Annotated in this window: 18 protein-coding genes and 1 riboswitch; of the genes, 9 read left to right on the top strand and 9 right to left on the bottom strand. The window is 71.4% G+C overall.

Annotation, left to right across the window (positions count from 1 at the left end; genetic code table 11):
- Positions 1-5: 5 nt before the first annotated feature.
- Positions 6-1211 (bottom strand): ornithine--oxo-acid transaminase, encoded by a 1206-nt coding sequence (rocD, locus tag OG207_RS17600; RefSeq protein WP_329099476.1) that lies wholly within the window; start codon positions 1209-1211, stop codon positions 6-8.
- A 132-nt stretch (positions 1212-1343) separates the two neighbouring features.
- Positions 1344-1434: riboswitch (ZMP/ZTP riboswitch) on the top strand.
- Positions 1435-1468: 34 nt separating this feature from the next.
- Here rocD and glyA point away from each other — a divergent pair.
- The 4 genes from glyA to OG207_RS17580 all read left to right on the top strand — a co-directional run bounded on the left by glyA (position 1469) and on the right by OG207_RS17580 (position 5737).
- Positions 1469-2737 carry a serine hydroxymethyltransferase gene (gene glyA, locus OG207_RS17595; protein ID WP_329099475.1) on the top strand — a complete coding sequence of 423 codons (1269 nt, stop codon included), beginning with the start codon at positions 1469-1471 and terminating at the stop codon, positions 2735-2737.
- Positions 2738-2865: 128 nt separating this feature from the next.
- Complete coding sequence (trpS, locus tag OG207_RS17590; protein WP_329099474.1) at positions 2866-3879, top strand: tryptophan--tRNA ligase; 1014 nt, start codon at positions 2866-2868, stop codon at positions 3877-3879.
- Between the two features lie 96 nt (positions 3880-3975).
- Positions 3976-4599 (top strand): 2'-5' RNA ligase family protein, encoded by a 624-nt coding sequence (locus OG207_RS17585; RefSeq protein ID WP_329099473.1) that lies wholly within the window; start codon positions 3976-3978, stop codon positions 4597-4599.
- Positions 4600-4801: 202 nt separating this feature from the next.
- Positions 4802-5737, top strand: coding sequence for a YihY/virulence factor BrkB family protein (locus tag OG207_RS17580; RefSeq protein WP_329099472.1), 936 nt, complete (start codon positions 4802-4804; stop codon positions 5735-5737).
- Between the two features lie 99 nt (positions 5738-5836).
- Here the strand turns inward: OG207_RS17580 and OG207_RS17575 are convergent, their stop codons facing one another.
- The 3 genes from OG207_RS17575 to OG207_RS17565 all read right to left on the bottom strand — a co-directional run bounded on the left by OG207_RS17575 (position 5837) and on the right by OG207_RS17565 (position 8621).
- Complete coding sequence (locus OG207_RS17575; protein ID WP_030012512.1) at positions 5837-6265, bottom strand: hypothetical protein; 429 nt, start codon at positions 6263-6265, stop codon at positions 5837-5839.
- A gap of 59 nt (positions 6266-6324) precedes the next feature.
- Positions 6325-7239, bottom strand: coding sequence for a hypothetical protein (locus tag OG207_RS17570; protein ID WP_329099471.1), 915 nt, complete (start codon positions 7237-7239; stop codon positions 6325-6327).
- Positions 7240-7373: 134 nt separating this feature from the next.
- The gene (locus OG207_RS17565) at positions 7374-8621 is read right to left on the bottom strand and encodes a D-alanyl-D-alanine carboxypeptidase family protein (protein ID WP_329099470.1); all 1248 of its coding nucleotides are present in this window, start codon (positions 8619-8621) and stop codon (positions 7374-7376) included.
- A 121-nt stretch (positions 8622-8742) separates the two neighbouring features.
- Between OG207_RS17565 and OG207_RS17560 the strand changes: the two genes are divergently transcribed.
- The 3 genes from OG207_RS17560 to OG207_RS17550 all read left to right on the top strand — a co-directional run bounded on the left by OG207_RS17560 (position 8743) and on the right by OG207_RS17550 (position 11986).
- Positions 8743-9045 carry an SCO4848 family membrane protein gene (locus tag OG207_RS17560; RefSeq protein WP_329099469.1) on the top strand — a complete coding sequence of 101 codons (303 nt, stop codon included), beginning with the start codon at positions 8743-8745 and terminating at the stop codon, positions 9043-9045.
- Entirely contained in the window at positions 9042-10307 is a 1266-nt protein-coding gene (locus OG207_RS17555; protein ID WP_329099468.1) for a metallophosphoesterase, read from the top strand. Before OG207_RS17560 ends, OG207_RS17555 begins: the two co-directional genes overlap by 4 nt.
- A 122-nt stretch (positions 10308-10429) precedes the next feature.
- Positions 10430-11986 (top strand): ABC transporter substrate-binding protein, encoded by a 1557-nt coding sequence (locus OG207_RS17550; RefSeq protein WP_329099467.1) that lies wholly within the window; start codon positions 10430-10432, stop codon positions 11984-11986.
- 18 nt (positions 11987-12004) lie between these two features.
- On the opposite strand, the gene OG207_RS17545 is transcribed toward OG207_RS17550, so the two are convergent.
- The 4 genes from OG207_RS17545 to OG207_RS17530 all read right to left on the bottom strand — a co-directional run bounded on the left by OG207_RS17545 (position 12005) and on the right by OG207_RS17530 (position 14370).
- On the bottom strand, positions 12005-12757 hold the full coding sequence (locus OG207_RS17545; protein WP_329099466.1) for a TetR/AcrR family transcriptional regulator: 753 nt from the start codon (positions 12755-12757) through the stop codon (positions 12005-12007).
- A gap of 11 nt (positions 12758-12768) precedes the next feature.
- Complete coding sequence (locus tag OG207_RS17540; protein WP_329099465.1) at positions 12769-13203, bottom strand: thiol-disulfide oxidoreductase DCC family protein; 435 nt, start codon at positions 13201-13203, stop codon at positions 12769-12771.
- A gap of 3 nt (positions 13204-13206) precedes the next feature.
- Positions 13207-13611, bottom strand: coding sequence for a hypothetical protein (locus tag OG207_RS17535; protein WP_329099464.1), 405 nt, complete (start codon positions 13609-13611; stop codon positions 13207-13209).
- 81 nt (positions 13612-13692) lie between these two features.
- Positions 13693-14370, bottom strand: coding sequence for a DUF998 domain-containing protein (locus OG207_RS17530; protein WP_329099463.1), 678 nt, complete (start codon positions 14368-14370; stop codon positions 13693-13695).
- 143 nt (positions 14371-14513) lie between these two features.
- Between OG207_RS17530 and OG207_RS17525 the strand changes: the two genes are divergently transcribed.
- Together OG207_RS17525 and OG207_RS17520 are read left to right on the top strand one after the other, a co-directional pair.
- Positions 14514-14837, top strand: coding sequence for a YciI family protein (locus OG207_RS17525; protein WP_030010579.1), 324 nt, complete (start codon positions 14514-14516; stop codon positions 14835-14837).
- 74 nt (positions 14838-14911) lie between these two features.
- Positions 14912-16912: an RNA polymerase sigma factor gene (locus OG207_RS17520; protein WP_329099462.1), complete on the top strand. Its 2001-nt coding sequence runs from the start codon at positions 14912-14914 to the stop codon at positions 16910-16912.
- On the opposite strand, the gene OG207_RS17515 is transcribed toward OG207_RS17520, so the two are convergent.
- A complete protein-coding gene (locus tag OG207_RS17515; RefSeq protein WP_329099461.1) occupies positions 16888-17448 on the bottom strand; it encodes a hypothetical protein in 561 nt (186 codons plus the stop codon). The genes OG207_RS17520 and OG207_RS17515 overlap by 25 nt on opposite strands.
- Between the last annotated feature and the right edge of the window lie 82 nt (positions 17449-17530).

Below are 17530 nucleotides of genomic sequence, written 5' to 3'. Positions count from 1 at the left end.
CGACCCTAAGCGCCGAGCACCGAGCGGAGCTGGGCCAGGCCCCAGTCCAGGTCCTCCTTGCTGATCACCAGCGGCGGGGCGATCCGGATCGTCGACCCGTGGGTGTCCTTCACCAGCACCCCGAGCTCCATCAGCTTCTCGGAGATCTCCCGGCCGGTGCCGCGCGAGGGGTCGATGTCGACGCCCGCCCACAGCCCGCGGCCGCGCACCGCGGTCACCGCGCCCCCGCCGACCAGCAGGTTCAGTTCCCGGTGCAGGTGCTCGCCCAGCTCGGTGGCGCGGCCCTGGAACTCGCCGGTCCGGAGCATCGCGATGACCTCCAGCGCGACCGCGCACGCGAGCGGGTTCCCGCCGAAGGTGGATCCGTGCTGCCCGGGCCGGAACACCCCGAGCACGTCGCGGTCGGCGACCACGGCGGACACCGGCACCACGCCGCCGCCGAGCGCCTTGCCGAGGATGTAGACGTCCGGGACGACGCCCTCGTGCTCGCACGCGAAGGTCCGGCCGGTCCGCCCCAGCCCCGACTGGATCTCGTCCGCCATGAACAGGACGTTCCGCTCGCGGGTCAGCTCCCGTACGCCGCTCAGGTACCCGGCGGGCGGCACCAGCACCCCCGCCTCGCCCTGGATCGGCTCCAGCAGCACGGCCACCGTGTTCTCGGTGACGGCGTGGGACAGCGCGGTGAGGTCCCCGTACGGAACGATCTCGAAGCCCGGCGTGTACGGGCCGAAGTGGTCGCGGGCGTCGTGGTCCGTGGAGAAGGAGACGACGGTCGTGGTCCGCCCGTGGAAGTTGTCGGCGGCGACCACGATCTTGGCGTGCCCGTCCGGGACGCCCTTGACCTCGTAACCCCACTTGCGGGCGGTCTTCACCGCCGTCTCCACGGCCTCCGCCCCCGTGTTCATGGGGAGCACCATCTCCTTGCCGCACAGCGCGGCGAGCTCGGTACAGAAGTCGGCGAACCGGTCGTGGTGGAAGGCGCGCGAGGTGAGCGTGACCCGCTCCAACTGGGCGTGGGCCGCGTCGATCAGACGGCGGTTGCCGTGCCCGAAGTTGAGGGCCGAGTACCCGGCGAGCATGTCGAGGTATCTGCGGCCCTCGACATCGGTCATCCAGGCGCCTTCCGCCGACGCGACGACCAGGGGCAGCGGGTGGTAATTGTGCGCACTGTGCGCGTCGGCGGAGCGGATGGCATCAGCAGTTGTCGACACGGGGTCTCCGATCGTCCGTCCGGGCGGGATGAAGCGCCGGGTGCAGCGGTGACGAGGGTGGCGTCACCTTCTTATCGTCGCTCGTATCGCGGACGCAGAAACCTCTCTCCCGGCGCGCCCGCTAAGGTGTCCGGTACGCACGGCGACTGGCGTACGGAGAACCAACTCCGGGGGAGTCGTGCGCGCTCGACCGCATACAGGGCCGCTCGCCTGGGCCTCGCGGGGTACCGATCACATCGACCCCGGAGGAGCCCGCCATGTCCGCGAGCCGCCATCCCGCCCTTCTCTCCACCGACCCCGAGCTGGCGTCCTTCGTCGCCGCCGAGGAAGTGCTGCAGGCACAGACCCTGCGCCTGATCCCCAGTGAGAACTACGTGTCCGCGGCCGTCCTCGAAGCCTCCGGCACCGTGCTGCAGAACAAGTACAGCGAGGGCTACCCCGGCCGCCGCTACTACGAGGGCCAGCAGAACATCGACCGCGTCGAGGCGCTGGCGATCGAACGGGCCAAGGGCCTGTTCGGCGTGGACCACGCCAACGTGCAGCCGTATTCCGGCTCGCCGGCCAACCTGGCCGTGTACCTGGCCTTCGCGAAGCCGGGCGACACGGTGATGGGCATGGCCCTGCCGATGGGCGGGCACCTCACCCACGGCTGGGGCGTCTCGGCGACCGGCTCCTGGTTCCGGGGCGTGCAGTACGGCGTCCGGGCCGACACCGGCCTGATCGACTACGACGCGGTGCGCGAGCTGGCCCTCGCCGAGCGCCCCAAGGTGATCTTCTGCGGCGGTACCGCCCTGCCGAGGACCATCGACTTCGCCGCCTTCGCCGAGATCGCCCGCGAGGCGGGCTCGATCCTGGTCGCCGACGTGGCCCACATCGCGGGTCTGATCGCGGGCGGCGCGCACCCGTCCCCGGCGGACCACGTCGACGTCATCTCCACCACCACGCACAAGACCCTGCGCGGTCCGCGGGGCGCGATGCTGATGTGCCGGGAAGAGCACGCGAAGGCCATCGACAAGGCGGTCTTCCCGGGCCTGCAGGGCGGCCCGCACAACCAGACGACCGCCGGTATCGCGGTGGCGCTGCACGAGGCGGCCCAGCCGTCCTTCACGGCGTACGCGCACCAGGTCGTCGCCAACGCCAAGGCGCTGGCCGCGGCGCTGCTGCAGAAGGGCTTCGACCTGGTCTCGGGCGGTACGGACAATCACCTGATCCTGATCGACCTGACGGGCAAGGACGTGCCGGGCAAGATCGCGGCCAAGGCTCTGGACCGGGCGGGCATCGTCGTGAACTACAACACGGTGCCGTTCGACCCGCGCAAGCCGTTCGATCCCTCGGGGGTGCGGATCGGTACGCCGTCGCTGACGTCCCGCGGGCTGTCCACGGAGCACATGCCGGTGGTGGCGGACTGGATCTCGCGCGCGGTCGACGCCGCCGCGAAGGGTGACGAGCAGGCCCTCGCCGTGATCCGTGCCGAGGTGACGGACCTGATGGCCGCCTTCCCGGCCCCGGGCCTGCCGCTCGCCTGACCGGCGGCCCGATCGCCCCGATCGCAGGCGGGGCCGGAAATTCCGGCCCCGCCTGCGATCGAGGCGCGGGTGGGGGATCCGGCCGGCGGCGGGCACGGGCCCGCCCCCGCACCTGAGAGAATGAAGCCATGGCTTCTGATCGTCCTCGCGCGCTCTCCGGCATCCAGCCCACCTCCGGTTCGTTCCACCTCGGGAACTACCTCGGAGCCATCCGCCAGTACGTCGCCCTGCAGGAGACGCACGACGCCTTCTACATGGTGGTCGACCTGCACGCGATCACCATGCCGCAGGATCCGAAGGATCTGCGCGCGAACACCCGCCTCTCCGCCGCCCAGCTGCTGGCCGCCGGCCTGGACCCCGAGCGCTGCACGCTCTTCGTCCAGAGCCACGTGCCGGAGCACGCGCAGCTCGGCTGGGTCATGAACTGCATCACCGGGTTCGGTGAGGCCAGCCGGATGACCCAGTTCAAGGACAAGTCCGCCAAGGGCGGCGTCAACAGCGCCAGCGTCGGCCTGTTCACGTACCCGATCCTCCAGGTCGCCGACATCCTGCTCTACCAGGCGAACGCCGTCCCCGTAGGCGAGGACCAGCGCCAGCACATCGAGCTGACCCGCGACCTGGCGGAGCGCTTCAACCAGCGCTACGGCCGGACCTTCACCCTACCCGCCGCGCACATCGTCAAGGAGGTCGCGAAGATCTACGACCTCCAGGACCCGGCGATCAAGATGTCGAAGTCCGCGTCGTCCCCCAAGGGCCTGATCAACCTCCTCGACGAGCCCAAGGTCACCGAGAAGAAGATCAAGAGCGCGGTCACCGACACCGAGGCCGAGATCCGCTTCGACTCCGAGAAGAAGCCCGGCGTCAGCAACCTGCTCACGATCTACTCCACCCTCACGGGCGAGACCATCGCCGAGCTGGAGGCCAAGTACGAGGGCAAGGGCTACGGCGCACTGAAGACCGACCTGGCCGGCGTGATGGTCGATTTCGTCACACCGTTCAAGAAGCGGACCCAGGAATACCTGGACGACCCGGAGACGCTGGACTCCCTCCTGGCCAAGGGCGCGGAGAAGGCCCGCGCGGTCGCCGCCGAGACGCTCGCACAGGCCTACGACCGCCTCGGTCTGCTGCCCGCCAAGCACTGACGAACGCAACTACGGACAGAGAGCCCTGGCACGAAGGGGGGTGCTGCCGCCACACTGGGCGGCAGCAGTCCACAGCGACAAGCGGAGGAGAGATACGTGGGGACCGTAACGCTCGGCGTTTCGATCGCGGTCCCGGAGCCGTACGGCAGCCAGCTCCAGGAGCTGCGCGCGGGCTTCGGGGACGCTGCCGCGTACGGCATCCCCACGCACGTCACCCTCGTCCCGCCCACCGAGGTGGAAGCGGAACGGCTTCCCGCGATCAGGGCCCACCTGGTCGAGGTCGCGGCCGCCTTCCGGGCCTTCCGGATGCGGCTGGCGGGCACGGGAACCTTCCGCCCCCTCTCGCCGGTCGTCTTCGTCAAGATCGCCGAAGGGGTGGCGGGCTGCACCCGCCTCCAGAACGAGGTCCGCGACCCCCAGGGGCCGCTCGACCGGGAGCTGGCGTTCCCGTACCACCCGCACGTCACGGTCGCCCACGGGATCTCCGAGGAGGCGATGGACCTGGCGTTCACGACCCTCGCCGCGTACGACGCCGAGTGGGTCTGCGAGGGCTTCGCGCTCTACGAGCAGGGCTCGGACGGGGTCTGGCGCAAGCTGCGCGAGTACCCGTTCGGGAGCGGGCCGAACTGTGTCCCGGCGCAGGCCGGCTCACCCGCCGACCAGGCCGCCGGGGCGGCCGGGACGGCCGGAGCCGCCGGGGCGACCGTACCGCCGTCCTGACGGAGCTGGCGCGGGGCCGGGGGCAACAGCAGGGTCAGGGGGAGCCGGGCGATGCGCCGGGCACGGAATCTCAGCCTTCGCAGGACCAGGGTGTGGAACGGGCGACCCGTAGGGCGCGTTTCGGGAAAAGTCACAATCGACGACCGTAGCGGCCGGAGCGGACAATCACGGCTATTTCCGTGAGCTGAATTACGGTGACCCCATGGACTGGCTGACGAAACTCCCGGTGATCGGGCCCCTCGCGGCCCGGCTGATGCGGACGCACGCGTGGCGTTCGTACCAACGTCTCGACCGCGTGCACTGGACCCGCCTCGCCGCCGCCATCACCTTCATCAGCTTCCTCGCGCTCTTCCCCCTGATCACCGTGGCCGCCGCGATCGGCGCGGCGCTGCTCAGCCCGGAGCAGCTGGACCGGCTGGAGAAGAACCTCTCCGAACAGGTCCCCGGCATCTCCGACCAGCTCAACATCGAGGGGCTCGTCGCCAACGCCGCCACGGTCGGTCTCGTCGCCGGCGCCCTCCTGCTCGTGACCGGTGTCAGCTGGGTCGGCTCCATGCGGGACTGCCTGCGCGCGGTCTGGGAGAAGGACGACGAGGACGACGGGAACCCGATCGCCCGCAAGGGCAAGGACACGCTCGTCCTCATCGGCCTCGGCGGTGTGGGCCTGGCCTCCGCCGCCGCCTCCATCCTCGGATCCAGCGCGGTCGGGAAGACCGCCGAATGGCTGGACATCCCCCGCGAGGGCGCGGGCGGCGCGCTGCTGCGCTCCCTCGCCTTCCTCGTCGGCGTCGTGGCCGCCTTCCTGCTGCTGCTCTACGTGCTGACCCTGCTCCCGGGCGTCGAACCGCCGCGCGGCCGACTGATCCAGGCGGCCCTCATCGGCGCGGCCGGCTTTGAGCTGCTGAAACTGCTGCTCAGCGGCTATATGCGGGAGGTCGCCGGGAAGAGCATGTACGGAGCCTTCGGCGTACCGATCGCCCTGCTGCTCTGGATCAACTTCACGGCGAAACTGCTGCTGTACGTCTCCTCCTGGACGGCCACGCGCGACGATGCGGACGGCGACGGCGCGGAAGACCCTCCGGCCGCTCCGCCGACCGCCCCGCCGGCCGGCGCGCCGGAGCCCTCCGCCGGCCGCTGAGCCGGCGCGTTCCCCCCGGGGTGCCACCCCTGGGGGAACGCGCCGGTGGCGCACCGGTGTGGGGCCCGGTGCGCCACCGGGTGGTGCCGGAGGGAAGCTCTACCAGGTGCCGTTGCCGCAGCCGTACACCCACCGGTGCGAGGCGGCGTTGTCGTGGACCGCCTTCCACTGACCGCTGGCGTCGCCGTTGCGGGTCCAGTTGAACGACTGCGCGTTGCCCCGCAGGTTCCATTCGGTGCCGTAGCCGATGCAGGCGTAGGCGCCGGTGTTGTTCTCGTTGTAGTAGATGTTGACGTGGTCGCGGCCGCCGGCGCTGCCGCTGTTGCGGACCCAGTCGACCTTGTTCTTGACCTGGTAGGGCCAGTCGTTGGAGTTGCCGGCGTTCTGGTAGAGGTAGTTGTAATCGTCCGAGTAGGCACAGAAGTTCGTGTATCCGCAGCCGCCGTCGGCCTGCGCCGCGGTCGGAACGGCCACCACCGCCGCACCGGCGATCGCGAGCCCCGCGAGGAGCGTCCTGAGCTTGTTCATCTGGGGTCCCTCCCAATGAGTGCCGTACATGGTTCACCGCCGTTCGGCGGTACGCGACGTCAGCTCCCGGTGTGCCGGGCGACCACATCGCGAGCTGTGGGCAGGGCCGCCACCTGCAACCGACGCACGGCGTCGAAAGCGGCCCCGTTCTCGGCGCGGATCACGTCCGAAAAGCGCCGGTGCAGGTCCTGCGCGGTGTCGGCGAGCCCGGTCGAGCGGGCGCACTCGGCCTGGGCGCTCGCCATCGGCACGTCCTCGGCCTCGGCGGCCGGACCGGTCCGTGCCAGTTGTTCGTCGCGCTGCCGGACCGGGTGCGCGGCCGGGAAACCGCGCCGTCCGACGCACTCGCTCCACCCGGCCAGCGCCGTTCGGAAGGCGGGGTCCTGGTTGACCCGGCCGGTGCGCACCGCGCCGAGCTGCTTCACGGTCTCGCTGGAGCCGTACCACAGGCGGACGTCCCCGTAGAGCTGCCGCCACGACGCCGTGATGCAGCCCCGGTCGCTGTGGCTCAGCGTGCCCCCGCCGGGGTTCTCGACCGCCAGCCCCGTCGCATCGGGCCCCATGAGGGCCACCCCGAGAGCCTGCAGCCGCTGTGCGGAGAGCCCGCTCTGGTACTGGGCGCGCGGCCCCGAAGCCGCCTCCTCGTCCAGCTGCCGCTCGATCCGGCGCCCGAACCCGTGGCTGCGGGCCCAGTCCACGTCGTCCACGCCGTACGGGAAGTCCCGCCAATCCGGGTGCGGCACGCGCGGGACCGGCCAGTACGAGAATCCCTGCGCCCGCATGCAGTCCCGTACGAGCAGTTCTCCCGCGGTGTGGAGCACGTCCAGCTCGGCGGCCTCCAGGGCGCGCGGCGGGGTCCGCCGGCCGGCGCCGTCGGCCGGGAGAGCGGTCCGGGCCGCCACGGCGAGCAGTGCGCCGCAGGCCACCACGACCGCACAGGCCACCAAGACGACGGCCGACCATCTCCTCCGCATGGGAGGACCCCCTTCCCGCCGGCTTCGTGCCGACGGGAGCGAGCAAACCCTGCCGAGGCCCTCCGGTGAACCTGTGAGTTACTAGGTGGTGCGGTTGCCGGAACCGGGCTAGCGCGGCTCCGTCTCCGGCGGTCTCAGACCAGCTCTTCGCCCCGGCCGCGGCGTCCGCGGGGCCAGCGGCGGTTGACCGCGAAGGCGCCGCCCGCCAGGACGGCCAGCACACCGCCGGCGACGGCCAGCGCGGTGCCCGCGCCGCCGCCCGAGTCCTTGCCGGCCGCCGCCGGGTCGTTCTCGTGCGACTGCGCAGGGGAGCCGTGGGAGGAGGTGTCCGCGCTCTTCGGCGGCACCAGTTCACCCACCGGCTTGACCTTCCCGGCCGCCGCGAAACCCCAGTCCAGGAGCGCGGCGGTCTGCTCGTACACCTGGTTCGCCCCGCCCCCGTCCGGGTTCATCACCGTGACCAGGAGCTTCCGGGAACCCTGCTGGGCGGCGCCGGTGAAGGTGGCCCCGGCCATCGAGGTGTTGCCGTTCTTCACCCCCGCCATGCCCTTGTACGGGGCGATCCCGGCCGCGCCCGTGAGCAGCCGGTTGGTGTTCGCGATCTCGAAGTACTCGCGCGGCTTCCCGGGCTCCTGCAGCCCGGGGAACTTCGCGCTCACCGTGCCGCAGTACTCCCTGAAGTCCTGCTTCTGCAGTCCGGAGCGGGCGAACAGCGTGAGGTCGTACGCGCTCGACACCTGTCCCGGGGCGTCGTACCCGTCGGGGGACACGACGTGGGTGTCCAGTGCCTGGAGCTCCTCGGCGTGCGCCTGCATGTCCTTGACGGTCTTGTCGATGCCGCCGTTCATGGCCGAAAGCACGTGCACGGCGTCGTTGCCGGACTTGAGGAACACGCCGAGCCACAGGTCGTGGACCGAGTATTCGAGGTGCTCCTTGACCCCGACCATGCTGCTGCCCGGGCCCACGCCCTCCATGTCCTTGTCGGTGACCTGGTGGATCTGGTCCTTGGGCAGGCTCGGCAGCACGGTGTCCGCGAAGAGCATCTTCATGGTCGAGGCCGGGGGCAGCTGCCAGTGCGCGTTGTGCGCGGCCAGTACCTCACCGGATTCGGCGTCCGCCACGATCCACGACCGCCCGGTCAGGGTCGCAGGCAGCGCCGGAGCACCCGGTAGCAGGTTCACCTGGGTCCCCGGCTGGCCGAGCAGCGATCCGCCGACCGTGGACATCGAGACGGGCGGTGCCGGTGCGGGGGCCGCGGCCTGGGGCGGCTGGCCCTTCGCGTCGGCCGGCGGGGCCGGCGCGGCGTGAGCGGGGGCCACCAACAGGGCGGGCACCAGCAACGCGGCGGAAAGGACCGTCAGCGCGGTCGTCTTGGCAGACACGCAGGTGAAAGTACCTCCCGATGAGCTGGAGAGCGCAGCGGACCGGCCAATTCCGGGCAACCAACCCCGGGACAGCCCACCCCGGCGCGTCCGTCCCGGGGACGAATCCGATACTGAAGGCATGAGACTCAGCCGTACCGCCTCCTGGTTCCTGCTCGCCTTCGGAGTGTGGAGCTGGTTCATCTGGGTGTCTTTCGTCCGGAACCTGTGGAAGAACGGCAGTGGTCTTGCCTTCGATGCGGCCGGCGATCCCACTTCCTACTTCTGGGTGCACCTGACGCTCGCGGTGACGTCCTTTCTCCTGGGGACGGCGGTCGGTCTGATCGGGTTGCGCAGCGTCCTCGCCCTGCGGCGTTCGTCACGTGCGGACGGTGTGGAGCGTACGGACGGAACGGACCGTCCGGACCGGGGCGCACCGGCATGACGGTCCTGGTCTTCGCGCTCGTCGCCCTGGCGGTCTGCGCCCTCCTGGTCCTGGTCCACCGCTGGCTCTGGATCCGCCTGGTCCGCGACACCACCGCCCCCGGCGGCCGGACCCGGCGCATCGGCACGGCCTTGGCCATCGCCCTGCCCCTCCTCTCTGTGGCCGCGCTCACCACGGGTCGCGCGGGCGCGCCCTTCTGGCTCCAGCAGACGGTGGCCTGGCCCGGGTACCTCTGGCTCGCGGTACTCCTGTACCTGACCCTGACGATGCTGGTCGCGGAGCCGATCCGCGCGCTGTCGCTGCGCCGTCTGGCCCACCGTGATTCCGCCGGATCGGTGGCCGACCGGCCCGAGCCCGTGGAGGTGCCCGCCGCGGCTGCGCCCGCGGCCGCCCCGGCCGCCCCGGCCGCCGCCGAGCGGCCCGCCGCGGGCGACGGGCTGAGCCGCCGCCGGTTCGTCGCCCGTACGGTCGGCGGGACGGCCGCCGCCGTGGCCCTCGGCACGGTCGGGGCCGGGACCCACGGGGTCCTGCGCGGGCCGAGCGTGAAGCGGGTGCGGGTCCCCCTCGCCAAACTGCCGCGCGCGGCACACGGTTTCCGGATCGCCGTCGTCAGCGACGTCCACCTCGGCCCGGTGCTCGGCCGCGCCCACACCCAACGCATCGTGGACACCGTCAACCGCACCCAGCCCGACCTCATCGCCATCGTCGGCGACCTCGTCGACGGCAGCGTCCCCGACCTCGGGCCCGCCGCGGAGCCGCTGCGCCGGCTCGCCGCCCGCCACGGCTCGTACTTCGTCACCGGGAACCACGAGTACTTCTCGGGCGCCCAGCAGTGGATCGACCACGTCCGCGAGCTGGGGCTGAACCCGCTGGAGAACGCCCGCCGCGAGCTGCCGTACTTCGACCTCGCCGGGGTCAACGACATCCAGGGGGAGCGGGAGGGGAGCGGCCCCGACTTCCGGGCGGCCCTCGGCGACCGGGACCGGACGCGGGCCGCCGTGCTCCTCGCGCACCAGCCCGTCGTGATCCACGACGCCGTCCGGCACGGCGTCGACCTCCAGCTCTCCGGCCACACCCACGGCGGCCAGCTCTGGCCCGGCAACTACCTCGCGGAGCTCGCCAACCCCACCGTCGCGGGCCTGGAACGCTACGGAGACACCCAGCTCTACGTGTCCCGCGGGGCCGGAGCGTGGGGGCCGCCGGTCCGAGTTGGGGCGCCGTCCGACATCACGGTCGTCGAACTCGCCTCATTTCAGGCCTGATCGGCGTCAAGCGCCCGGAGCATCCGCCCCAACTGACCTTCCGGAGGCCAGAATTCCGTGATGGGATGACCGTTAATCGGACAGCAGGTCGCTGTCTTCGGTCATGGGGTGGGGTTCAGGGGATGCGGTCTGTCCGCTCGAAGATAATCGCGGCCGGGCTGGTCCTCGGCGTGGTCGGCGTGGGTGCCTGGCAGTTGCTGCCCGAGGACGGCGGCGGCCGCGGTGCCGTCCGGGTGGGTACGAGCGACGTCGTCTCCTCCCTCGACCCCGCCGGGGCGTACGACGCCGGTTCCTGGGCCCTGTTCAGCAACATCTACCAGTCGCTGCTGACCATCAAGCCCGGCTCCGACGCCCCCGTGCCGGACGCCGCCGCCTCCTGCGGTTTCGTGGGCCAGAAGCTCACCGTCTACACGTGCGAGCTCCGCCCCGACGTGAAGTTCGCGGGCGGCCGCACCATCACCGCCGAGGACGTCAAGCACTCCTTCGACCGCATCAAGGCGATCAACTCCGACCAGGGGCCGGCTCCGCTCTTCAACACCCTGGAGTCGGTCAAGGCCGAGGGACGGACCGTCACCTTCAACCTCTCCGCCGGCGACTCCACCTTCCCCTTCAAGATCGCGACGGGCGCCGCCTCGATCGTCGACAAGGACAAGTACCCGGCGAAGTCCCTGCGCGAGGACGGCAAGGCGGACGGGTCCGGCCCGTACACGCTGGGCGGCTACAAGGCCGGCACGAGCGTCGAGCTCAAGCCCAACAACTCGTACAAGGGCCAGGGCAAGCCGGCCCACACGCCGGTCACCGTCAAGTACTTCAAGGACTCCGAACAGCTCGACCAGGCCTGGAAGGCCCGCCAGATCGACGTCGCGCACCGGGACATGCCGCCCGCCGTGCTCGCCGGCCTCAACCCGGGCCTGAAGGACACCCGCTACCAGGCCTCCGGCGGCAGCGAGACCCGCTCCATCGTCTTCAACGTCCGCCCCGGCTCCACCGCGGCCCCGCTCGCCGTCCGCCAGGCCGTCGCCGCCGTCCTGGACCGCGCCAAGGTGGCCGTCGAGGTCCACCTGGGGACCGTCACCCCGCTGTACTCCCTGGTCCCGGCGGGCATCGCCGGCCACAGCACGCCGTTCTTCGACGCCTACCCGGCCCCGAACCAGGCGACCGCCAAGAAGCTCTTCAAGGACGCCGGGATCACCGGCCCCGTCCGCCTCAACCTCGGCGTGAACGTGCGCGGCGCGAACCTGCCCGAAGCCGAGGAGCTCAAGCGCCAGCTGGAGGCCACCGGCCTCTTCCAGGTGACGATCAAGCCGGTCGACGTGTGGAGCGACTTCCAGAAGGCGTACGCGGCGGGCGAGTTCGACGCCTACACCATCGGCTGGATCGCGGACTTCCCGGACGCGGACAACTTCCTCGCCCCGCTCGTCGGTGCCGATTCGTCCATGAACAACGGCTTCTCGGACAAGCGCGTCGACGAGCTGATCACCCGTACCCAGTCCCACGCGGAGCGGAGCGAGGCGGCCACGGAGTTCCGCGACCTCCAGCAGCTGGTCGCCCAGCAGGCCCCGATGGTGCCGATCTGGCAGAAGAAGGACTACGTGATGTCCCGCGAGGACGTCACCGGAGCCCAGTACCTGTCCGACGGCACCGGCGTCTGGCGCCTGTGGGAACTCGACTGGCTGTAGCCGTCGCGTTCCCGGCGGCTACGCGGGGTCCGTCCCCGTCCCCGTCCCCGGGTACGGGTCCGAGGCCCGGCGCCGGGCCCCCGCCGTGGCCGTCTGGGCCATGCCCGGCAGGAAGTCCGCGAACAGCTCGTGGACTTCCCGCACCAGCGGCCGCAGCACCCGGAAGCGGGCCAGCACGATGCCCCGCGTCGTCAGCTGCGCACCGCGCTCCGCGAGCCGCCGCGTCTTCTCGCTGTTCGGCGAGCGGTCGAAGACCCAGTACAGGACCAGGCCCATTTGCGCGAGCCACATCAGCTCGGGCAGTACGTCGGCCAGCTCGGCCGGCACCTTGGTCTTCGCGCCGGCCAGCACTTCGCGGTGGATGCGGATCGCGGCCTGCCGCGCCTGCTCGGACTCCGGCGAGAACGGGCTGAGCGGACTCTCGGGATCCGCCGCGTTCTTGAAGAACTGGGAGGCGAACTCGTGGTACGGGGCCGCGATGTCCAGCCAGGCCGTCAACACGCCCGCGTACCGCTTCTGCAGATCGGTCTCGTTGTCCAGGATGGGCCGTACCGCGGCTTGGTGGGCGGCGCCGATCCGATCGTAGAACCCCTGGACCAGGTGTTCCTTCGATTCGAAGTAGTAGTAGGCGTTGCCGACCGAGACGCCGGCCTCCTTCGCGATGCCCCGCATGGTCGTCTTGTCGAAGCCGCGTTCCTGGAAGAGGCGGAGCGCGGTTTCGAGGATGAGCGTGCGGGTCTGCTCGCTCTTGGGAGCCTTCTGATCAGTCACGATGTATGAGCCTATCGGGGGACGGAACACTCGTCGTCACAGGCCGGTCCCTCGGCGGCCTCCGGGTAACCCTCGGTACGTACGGCCCGCCGCCAGGCGGAGGCCGTGTGCATCGCCGCCCGGGCGAAGGGCCGGCCGGCCGGGGTGGCCAGCCAGTTCGCCTTCGGCCGGTGTTCGACCAGCGCCCACAGGCACACGATGAAGGCGTCGGTCCCGGTCCACACCTGCCCCGTGTCCCCGATGACGGTGATCTCCCGCAGCGTCGACGCGTGGTCGAGGCGGGGGAACCGCCGCCGCGCTTCCCAGGAGGCGGCGGGGACCAGGGCGAGCGGGACCAGCCACCGCTGCGCGAGCAGCCAGTGCCGGATGTGCACGCAGAACGGGCAGCCGGCGTCGTAGAGGACGGTCAGGTTCCGCACGGGCGCGGTGGCGGCGGCGGTCGTCACGGCTCAGGCTCCGACCGGTGCGGTCCACGCCTGCGGGGGGACGGGCGGGGTCTGCTGGCGCTCCATGATCCCGCGGCGGCGCATCTTGTTCAGCACCCACACGTTCCCGAGGTGCATGACACCGAGGACCAGCAGGACGACGCCGAGCTTGACCGAGAGCGCCTCGAAGAGGGCGCGGGGGGTCCGGATCTCCTGGCTCGACCGGAGGTAGAGGGTCACGAAGCCGATGTTCACGAGGTAGAAGCCGACCACGAGGAGCTGGTTGACGGCGTCTGCGAGCTTCTCGTTCCCGTGCAGGACGTCACCGATGAACACACGGCCGTTGCGGCTGAGCGTGCGGGCCACCCAGATGGTGAGGGCGATGCTGATGAGCAGGTAGATGACGTACGTGACGACGGTGAGGTCCATGTTCCCCAACCCCTTTGAACGTGTTCAAACTTGCTGACGAGGGTGACTGTAGACCCCTTTTTGAACAAGTTCAAGCGATGTTCAGCGGGCACTGCGGAAGCGGTTCGCGATCAAGGAGATCGAGAGCATCGCGGTGATCACGCCGACGGCCAGGGTGAGCGTGCCGGCCCTGCCGCCGCCCATGGCCCAGCCGTTGCCGAGCAGGAGGGCGGTGCCGCCGACCCGGGCGAGCAGGGCGTACCGACGCTCACCGGCGCGGCCGAAGCGACGGCCCAGGACGTAGCAGGCGGCGATCAGCGAGAGGAAGGTGATCGATCCCGCGGCGAAGTGGGCGTAGCTGTGCCAGGTGAGGGCGGCGGGCTGCCCGTAGGGGGTACCCGCGGGGAAGCCGTCGGCCGGGTCCATGACGAACGCGCCCGCGGCGATCATGCCGACACCGGCGGCGCGCACCAGTCGCGGCGCCCAGATGCCTCCGGGTCCGCCGTGCAGGGCCCGGCGCAGGCCGGTCGCTCCCACGGCGAGCAGCACTCCGACGATCAGGAAGTTGGTGATCTGGAGCCACCCCAGGGATCCGTTGCTCAGGGCGCTCAGCGGGTGGCGGGTGATGTCGAAGCCCTCGCGGAGGGCGGCCTGGGGCAGGGCCACGGCCACCCACAGCGGGGTCGCCGCGACCGCACAGGCGAGCAGGGAGCGGGTGGCGGCCCGGGTGCGGGATCGGGTCGCGGGGGCGGTGGTGGTGGCGGCTGTGGTGGTGGTCATGTGGGTGCCTCTCTGCTCGGTCGTTTCCGGTTCTCGCCGACACGTCGATCCGGCGGTGTGACAGGGAACGGCGACCGTTCCCTGTCACACCGCCCCGTTCGACGTGGTGTCGCAAGCACCGCACGACCGAGGAGAGGGACCCCATGCGCTACCTGATGACCACCCGGCCTTCCGACACCGCCCCCGACGAGAACCTGTACGCGGAGATGGGCCGGTTCATCGAGGAACTGTCGGCGGCCGGTGTCCTGTTGGCGACCGGCGGCCTGGAGCCGGGCGGTGTCCTGGTGACGTCGCTCGGGGACGAGATCACCGTGACGGACGGGCCGTTCGCCGAGGCCAAGGAGGCCGTGGCCGGTTTCGCCCTGATCGAGGTCCGCTCCAAGGAGGAGGCGATCGAACTGGCCCGCCGCTTCCGCAGGATCGTCGGTGACGGCGAGAGCGTGGTCCAGCAGGTCTTCGGCCCCTGACCCGCCGGCGCCGTGGCGCCCCGTATCCGGCCCCGGCTTGCGTGCGAGCCGGGGCCGGTGTTGTGATCGTGCCCGTGCCGGACACCCATCGCACGATCGACGCCGTCTGGAAGCTCGAGTCCGCGAAGATCATCGCCGGGCTCACGCGGATGGTCCACGACGTCGGCCTCGCCGAGGAACTGGCCCAGGACGCGCTCGTCGCCGCACTCGAACAGTGGCCCGTCACGGGCGTCCCCGACAACCCCGGCGCCTGGCTGACGACCACGGCCAAACGGCGGGCGGTCGACCACATCCGGCGCGACCGGCGGCTGGCGCACAAGCAGGAACAGCTCGCCCACGAGCTGGAACAGCAGCGGGAACCCGAACAGGACGACGTCCTGCGGCTGATGCTCATCTCCTGCCACCCCGTCCTGCCGACCGGGGCCAGGGCCGCACTGACGCTCCGGCTGCTCGGCGGCCTGACGGCCGAGGAGATCGCCCGCGCCTTCCTCGTCACCGGGCCCGCCATCGCCCAGCGCATCGCCGCCGCCAAGCGGACGCTGGCCGAGCAGCGCGTGCCCTTCGACCTGCCGGACGAAGCCGAACTGCCCGAACGCCTCTCGTCCGTCCTGGAGGTCATCTACCTGATCTTCAACGAGGGTTACTCGGCGACCTCGGGCGACGACCTGATGCGGCCCGGGCTCTGCCTCGAAGCCCTGCGGCTGGGCCGGCTGCTGGCGGAACTGGCGCCACAGGAGGCCGAGGCGCACGCACTCGTGGCCCTGATGGAGATCCAGGCCTCCCGCTCGGCCGCCCGCACCGGCCCGTCGGGCGAGCCCGTACAGCTGCACGAGCAGAACCGCGGACGCTGGGACCAGCTGCTCATCCGCCGCGGGTTCACCGCCATGCTGCGCGCCCGGCAGGTCGGCGGTACGTCGCCCGGCCCGTACCTCCTCCAGGCGGCGATAGCCGTGTGCCATGCGCAGGCCACCACCGCCGAGGACACCGACTGGGCCCGGATTGCCGGCCTGTACGGGGCCTTGGCGCAGCTGCTGCCGACACCGGTCGTCCAGCTCAACCGGGCCGTGTCGCTCGGGATGGCCCACGGCCCCCGGGTCGGTCTGGATCTGGTCGACTCCCTGGCCGCCGATCCCGCACTGCGCGACTACCACCTCCTGCCGAGCGTCAGGGGAGACCTGCTGGTGCGCCTCGACCGGCAGCAGGAAGCGCGGCTGGAGTTCCACCGGGCGGCAGCACTCACCCGCAACGCCGCCGAGCGCGCCTTCCTGGAGCGGCGCGCGGACGCGATCGCCGGCACGGACCCGACCGGTCACGGACCCACGCTCGGGGAGGCCGCCCGCGACTTCCTCGCCCGCGACGAGCTGGACCCGGCGACGGTCCGCTCCTACGGACAGACCCTCCGCAGGCTGCTCCTGGACCTCGGCGACCGGCGACCGCTGGCCTCCCTGACGGCCGACCAGGTGGCCGGCGTCGTCAGGGCGGCCTGGGGCGGGGCGGCGGCCAGGACCTGGAACCGGCACCGCTCGGCCGTGCGGTCCTTCGGCTCCTGGGCCGACCTGGGCGACCTCGCGGCAGGGCTGGAGCGGCGCGCGGAGGAGACCGGCTCCCGGGCGCCGGCGCTGGGCCCCGCCCAGCTCGACGCGCTCTGCGGCCGTCCGGACCTGCCGCTGCGCGAACGGACGCTGTGGCGGCTCCTGTTCGAGTCGGGGGCCGGGGTGAAGGCGGTCCTCTCACTGAACGTCGAGGACCTCGACCTCGCGGACCGCCGGGCTCCGGCCGGCCGCACCTGGGTGAGCTGGCGCTCGGGGACCGCCCGTCTCCTACCCGGGCTGCTGGCCGGCCGGACCCGGGGCCCGGTGTTCCTCTCTGACCGGCGGCCCGGACCGGGTCGGACGCCCGCACCGGCCGACCTCTGCCCGGACACGGGCCGGCGCCGCCTCTCCTACGAGCGGGCCGAGTACCTCTTCAAAGAGGCCACCCGCTCCCTGGATCCGGCGGCCGGCGGCTACACGCTGGGCCGGCTCAGGCCCCGCCCGGCGGAGCGCGGGCCTCACATGCTCAGCGACCGCGCGTAGCTCACCTGGGACATCACCCACTGGTAGGTGTACGCGTCCACCGCCGGGATCATCGTGGAGTGGTGGCGGCCACCGCTGGTGACCGTGACCTGGATGTAGCCGGTGGTGGTCTTCTGCTTCATCAGCAGGAAGAGCAGTCCGAGCAGGCAGAAGAGGAAGAAGATGATCGCGAGCACGATCGCGTGCGGCGGGATCTTCTCCTCGGTGCGCGAGAAATCGGTCGCGTTCCACATCGCGCCCCGGAGCGGCATGTTGCCCGACGGGGTGATGATCTGGTCCCCGGCGACGGTGATGTCACCGAGGGACAGACCGGCTCCGCCGACCGGAACGGCGGTGCTGTAGGCGGGGGTCGGAAAGCCGGCGCCGCCGATGGTCGGCTGGTAGGCCGGCGCCGTCGGGTAGGGCTGCGGGTAGCCGTAACTGGCTTCGCCGGGACCCCACTTGTAGTCACCCTGACCGGGCGTGGCGGGCGTGCCCGGCTGACCGCCCTGGCCGGCGGGGTCGCTCGTGTACGGATTCGGCTGCTGCTCGCTCATGCAGTCGATCCTTCCACAGGGACCCCCGCCCCGTACCCCCGCTCCCCAACCCAGGTCAGAGCGCCGCACCGACCGGGGCCGT

The sequence above is a fragment of the Streptomyces sp. NBC_01439 genome, from assembly GCF_036227605.1.
In the GTDB taxonomy this organism is placed as follows: Bacteria; Actinomycetota; Actinomycetes; order Streptomycetales; family Streptomycetaceae; genus Streptomyces.
This window is presented reverse-complemented; position numbering and strand designations above follow the sequence as displayed.

Excerpts from the sequence above, each read along its gene's own strand:
- OG207_RS17555 (WP_329099468.1), top strand. The coding sequence starts at position 9,042 with ATGACGGTCCTGGTCTTCGCGCTCGTCGCCCTGGCGGTCTGCGCCCTC.
- OG207_RS17515 (WP_329099461.1), bottom strand. The coding sequence starts at position 17,448 with ATGAGCGAGCAGCAGCCGAATCCGTACACGAGCGACCCCGCCGGCCAG.
- trpS (WP_329099474.1), top strand. The coding sequence starts at position 2,866 with ATGGCTTCTGATCGTCCTCGCGCGCTCTCCGGCATCCAGCCCACCTCC.
- OG207_RS17530 (WP_329099463.1), bottom strand. The coding sequence starts at position 14,370 with ATGACCACCACCACAGCCGCCACCACCACCGCCCCCGCGACCCGATCC.
- OG207_RS17570 (WP_329099471.1), bottom strand. The coding sequence starts at position 7,239 with ATGCGGAGGAGATGGTCGGCCGTCGTCTTGGTGGCCTGTGCGGTCGTG.
- glyA (WP_329099475.1), top strand. The coding sequence starts at position 1,469 with ATGTCCGCGAGCCGCCATCCCGCCCTTCTCTCCACCGACCCCGAGCTG.
- OG207_RS17550 (WP_329099467.1), top strand. The coding sequence starts at position 10,430 with ATGCGGTCTGTCCGCTCGAAGATAATCGCGGCCGGGCTGGTCCTCGGC.
- OG207_RS17580 (WP_329099472.1), top strand. The coding sequence starts at position 4,802 with ATGGACTGGCTGACGAAACTCCCGGTGATCGGGCCCCTCGCGGCCCGG.
- OG207_RS17525 (WP_030010579.1), top strand. The coding sequence starts at position 14,514 with ATGCGCTACCTGATGACCACCCGGCCTTCCGACACCGCCCCCGACGAG.
- OG207_RS17575 (WP_030012512.1), bottom strand. The coding sequence starts at position 6,265 with ATGAACAAGCTCAGGACGCTCCTCGCGGGGCTCGCGATCGCCGGTGCG.
- OG207_RS17535 (WP_329099464.1), bottom strand. The coding sequence starts at position 13,611 with ATGGACCTCACCGTCGTCACGTACGTCATCTACCTGCTCATCAGCATC.
- OG207_RS17560 (WP_329099469.1), top strand. The coding sequence starts at position 8,743 with ATGAGACTCAGCCGTACCGCCTCCTGGTTCCTGCTCGCCTTCGGAGTG.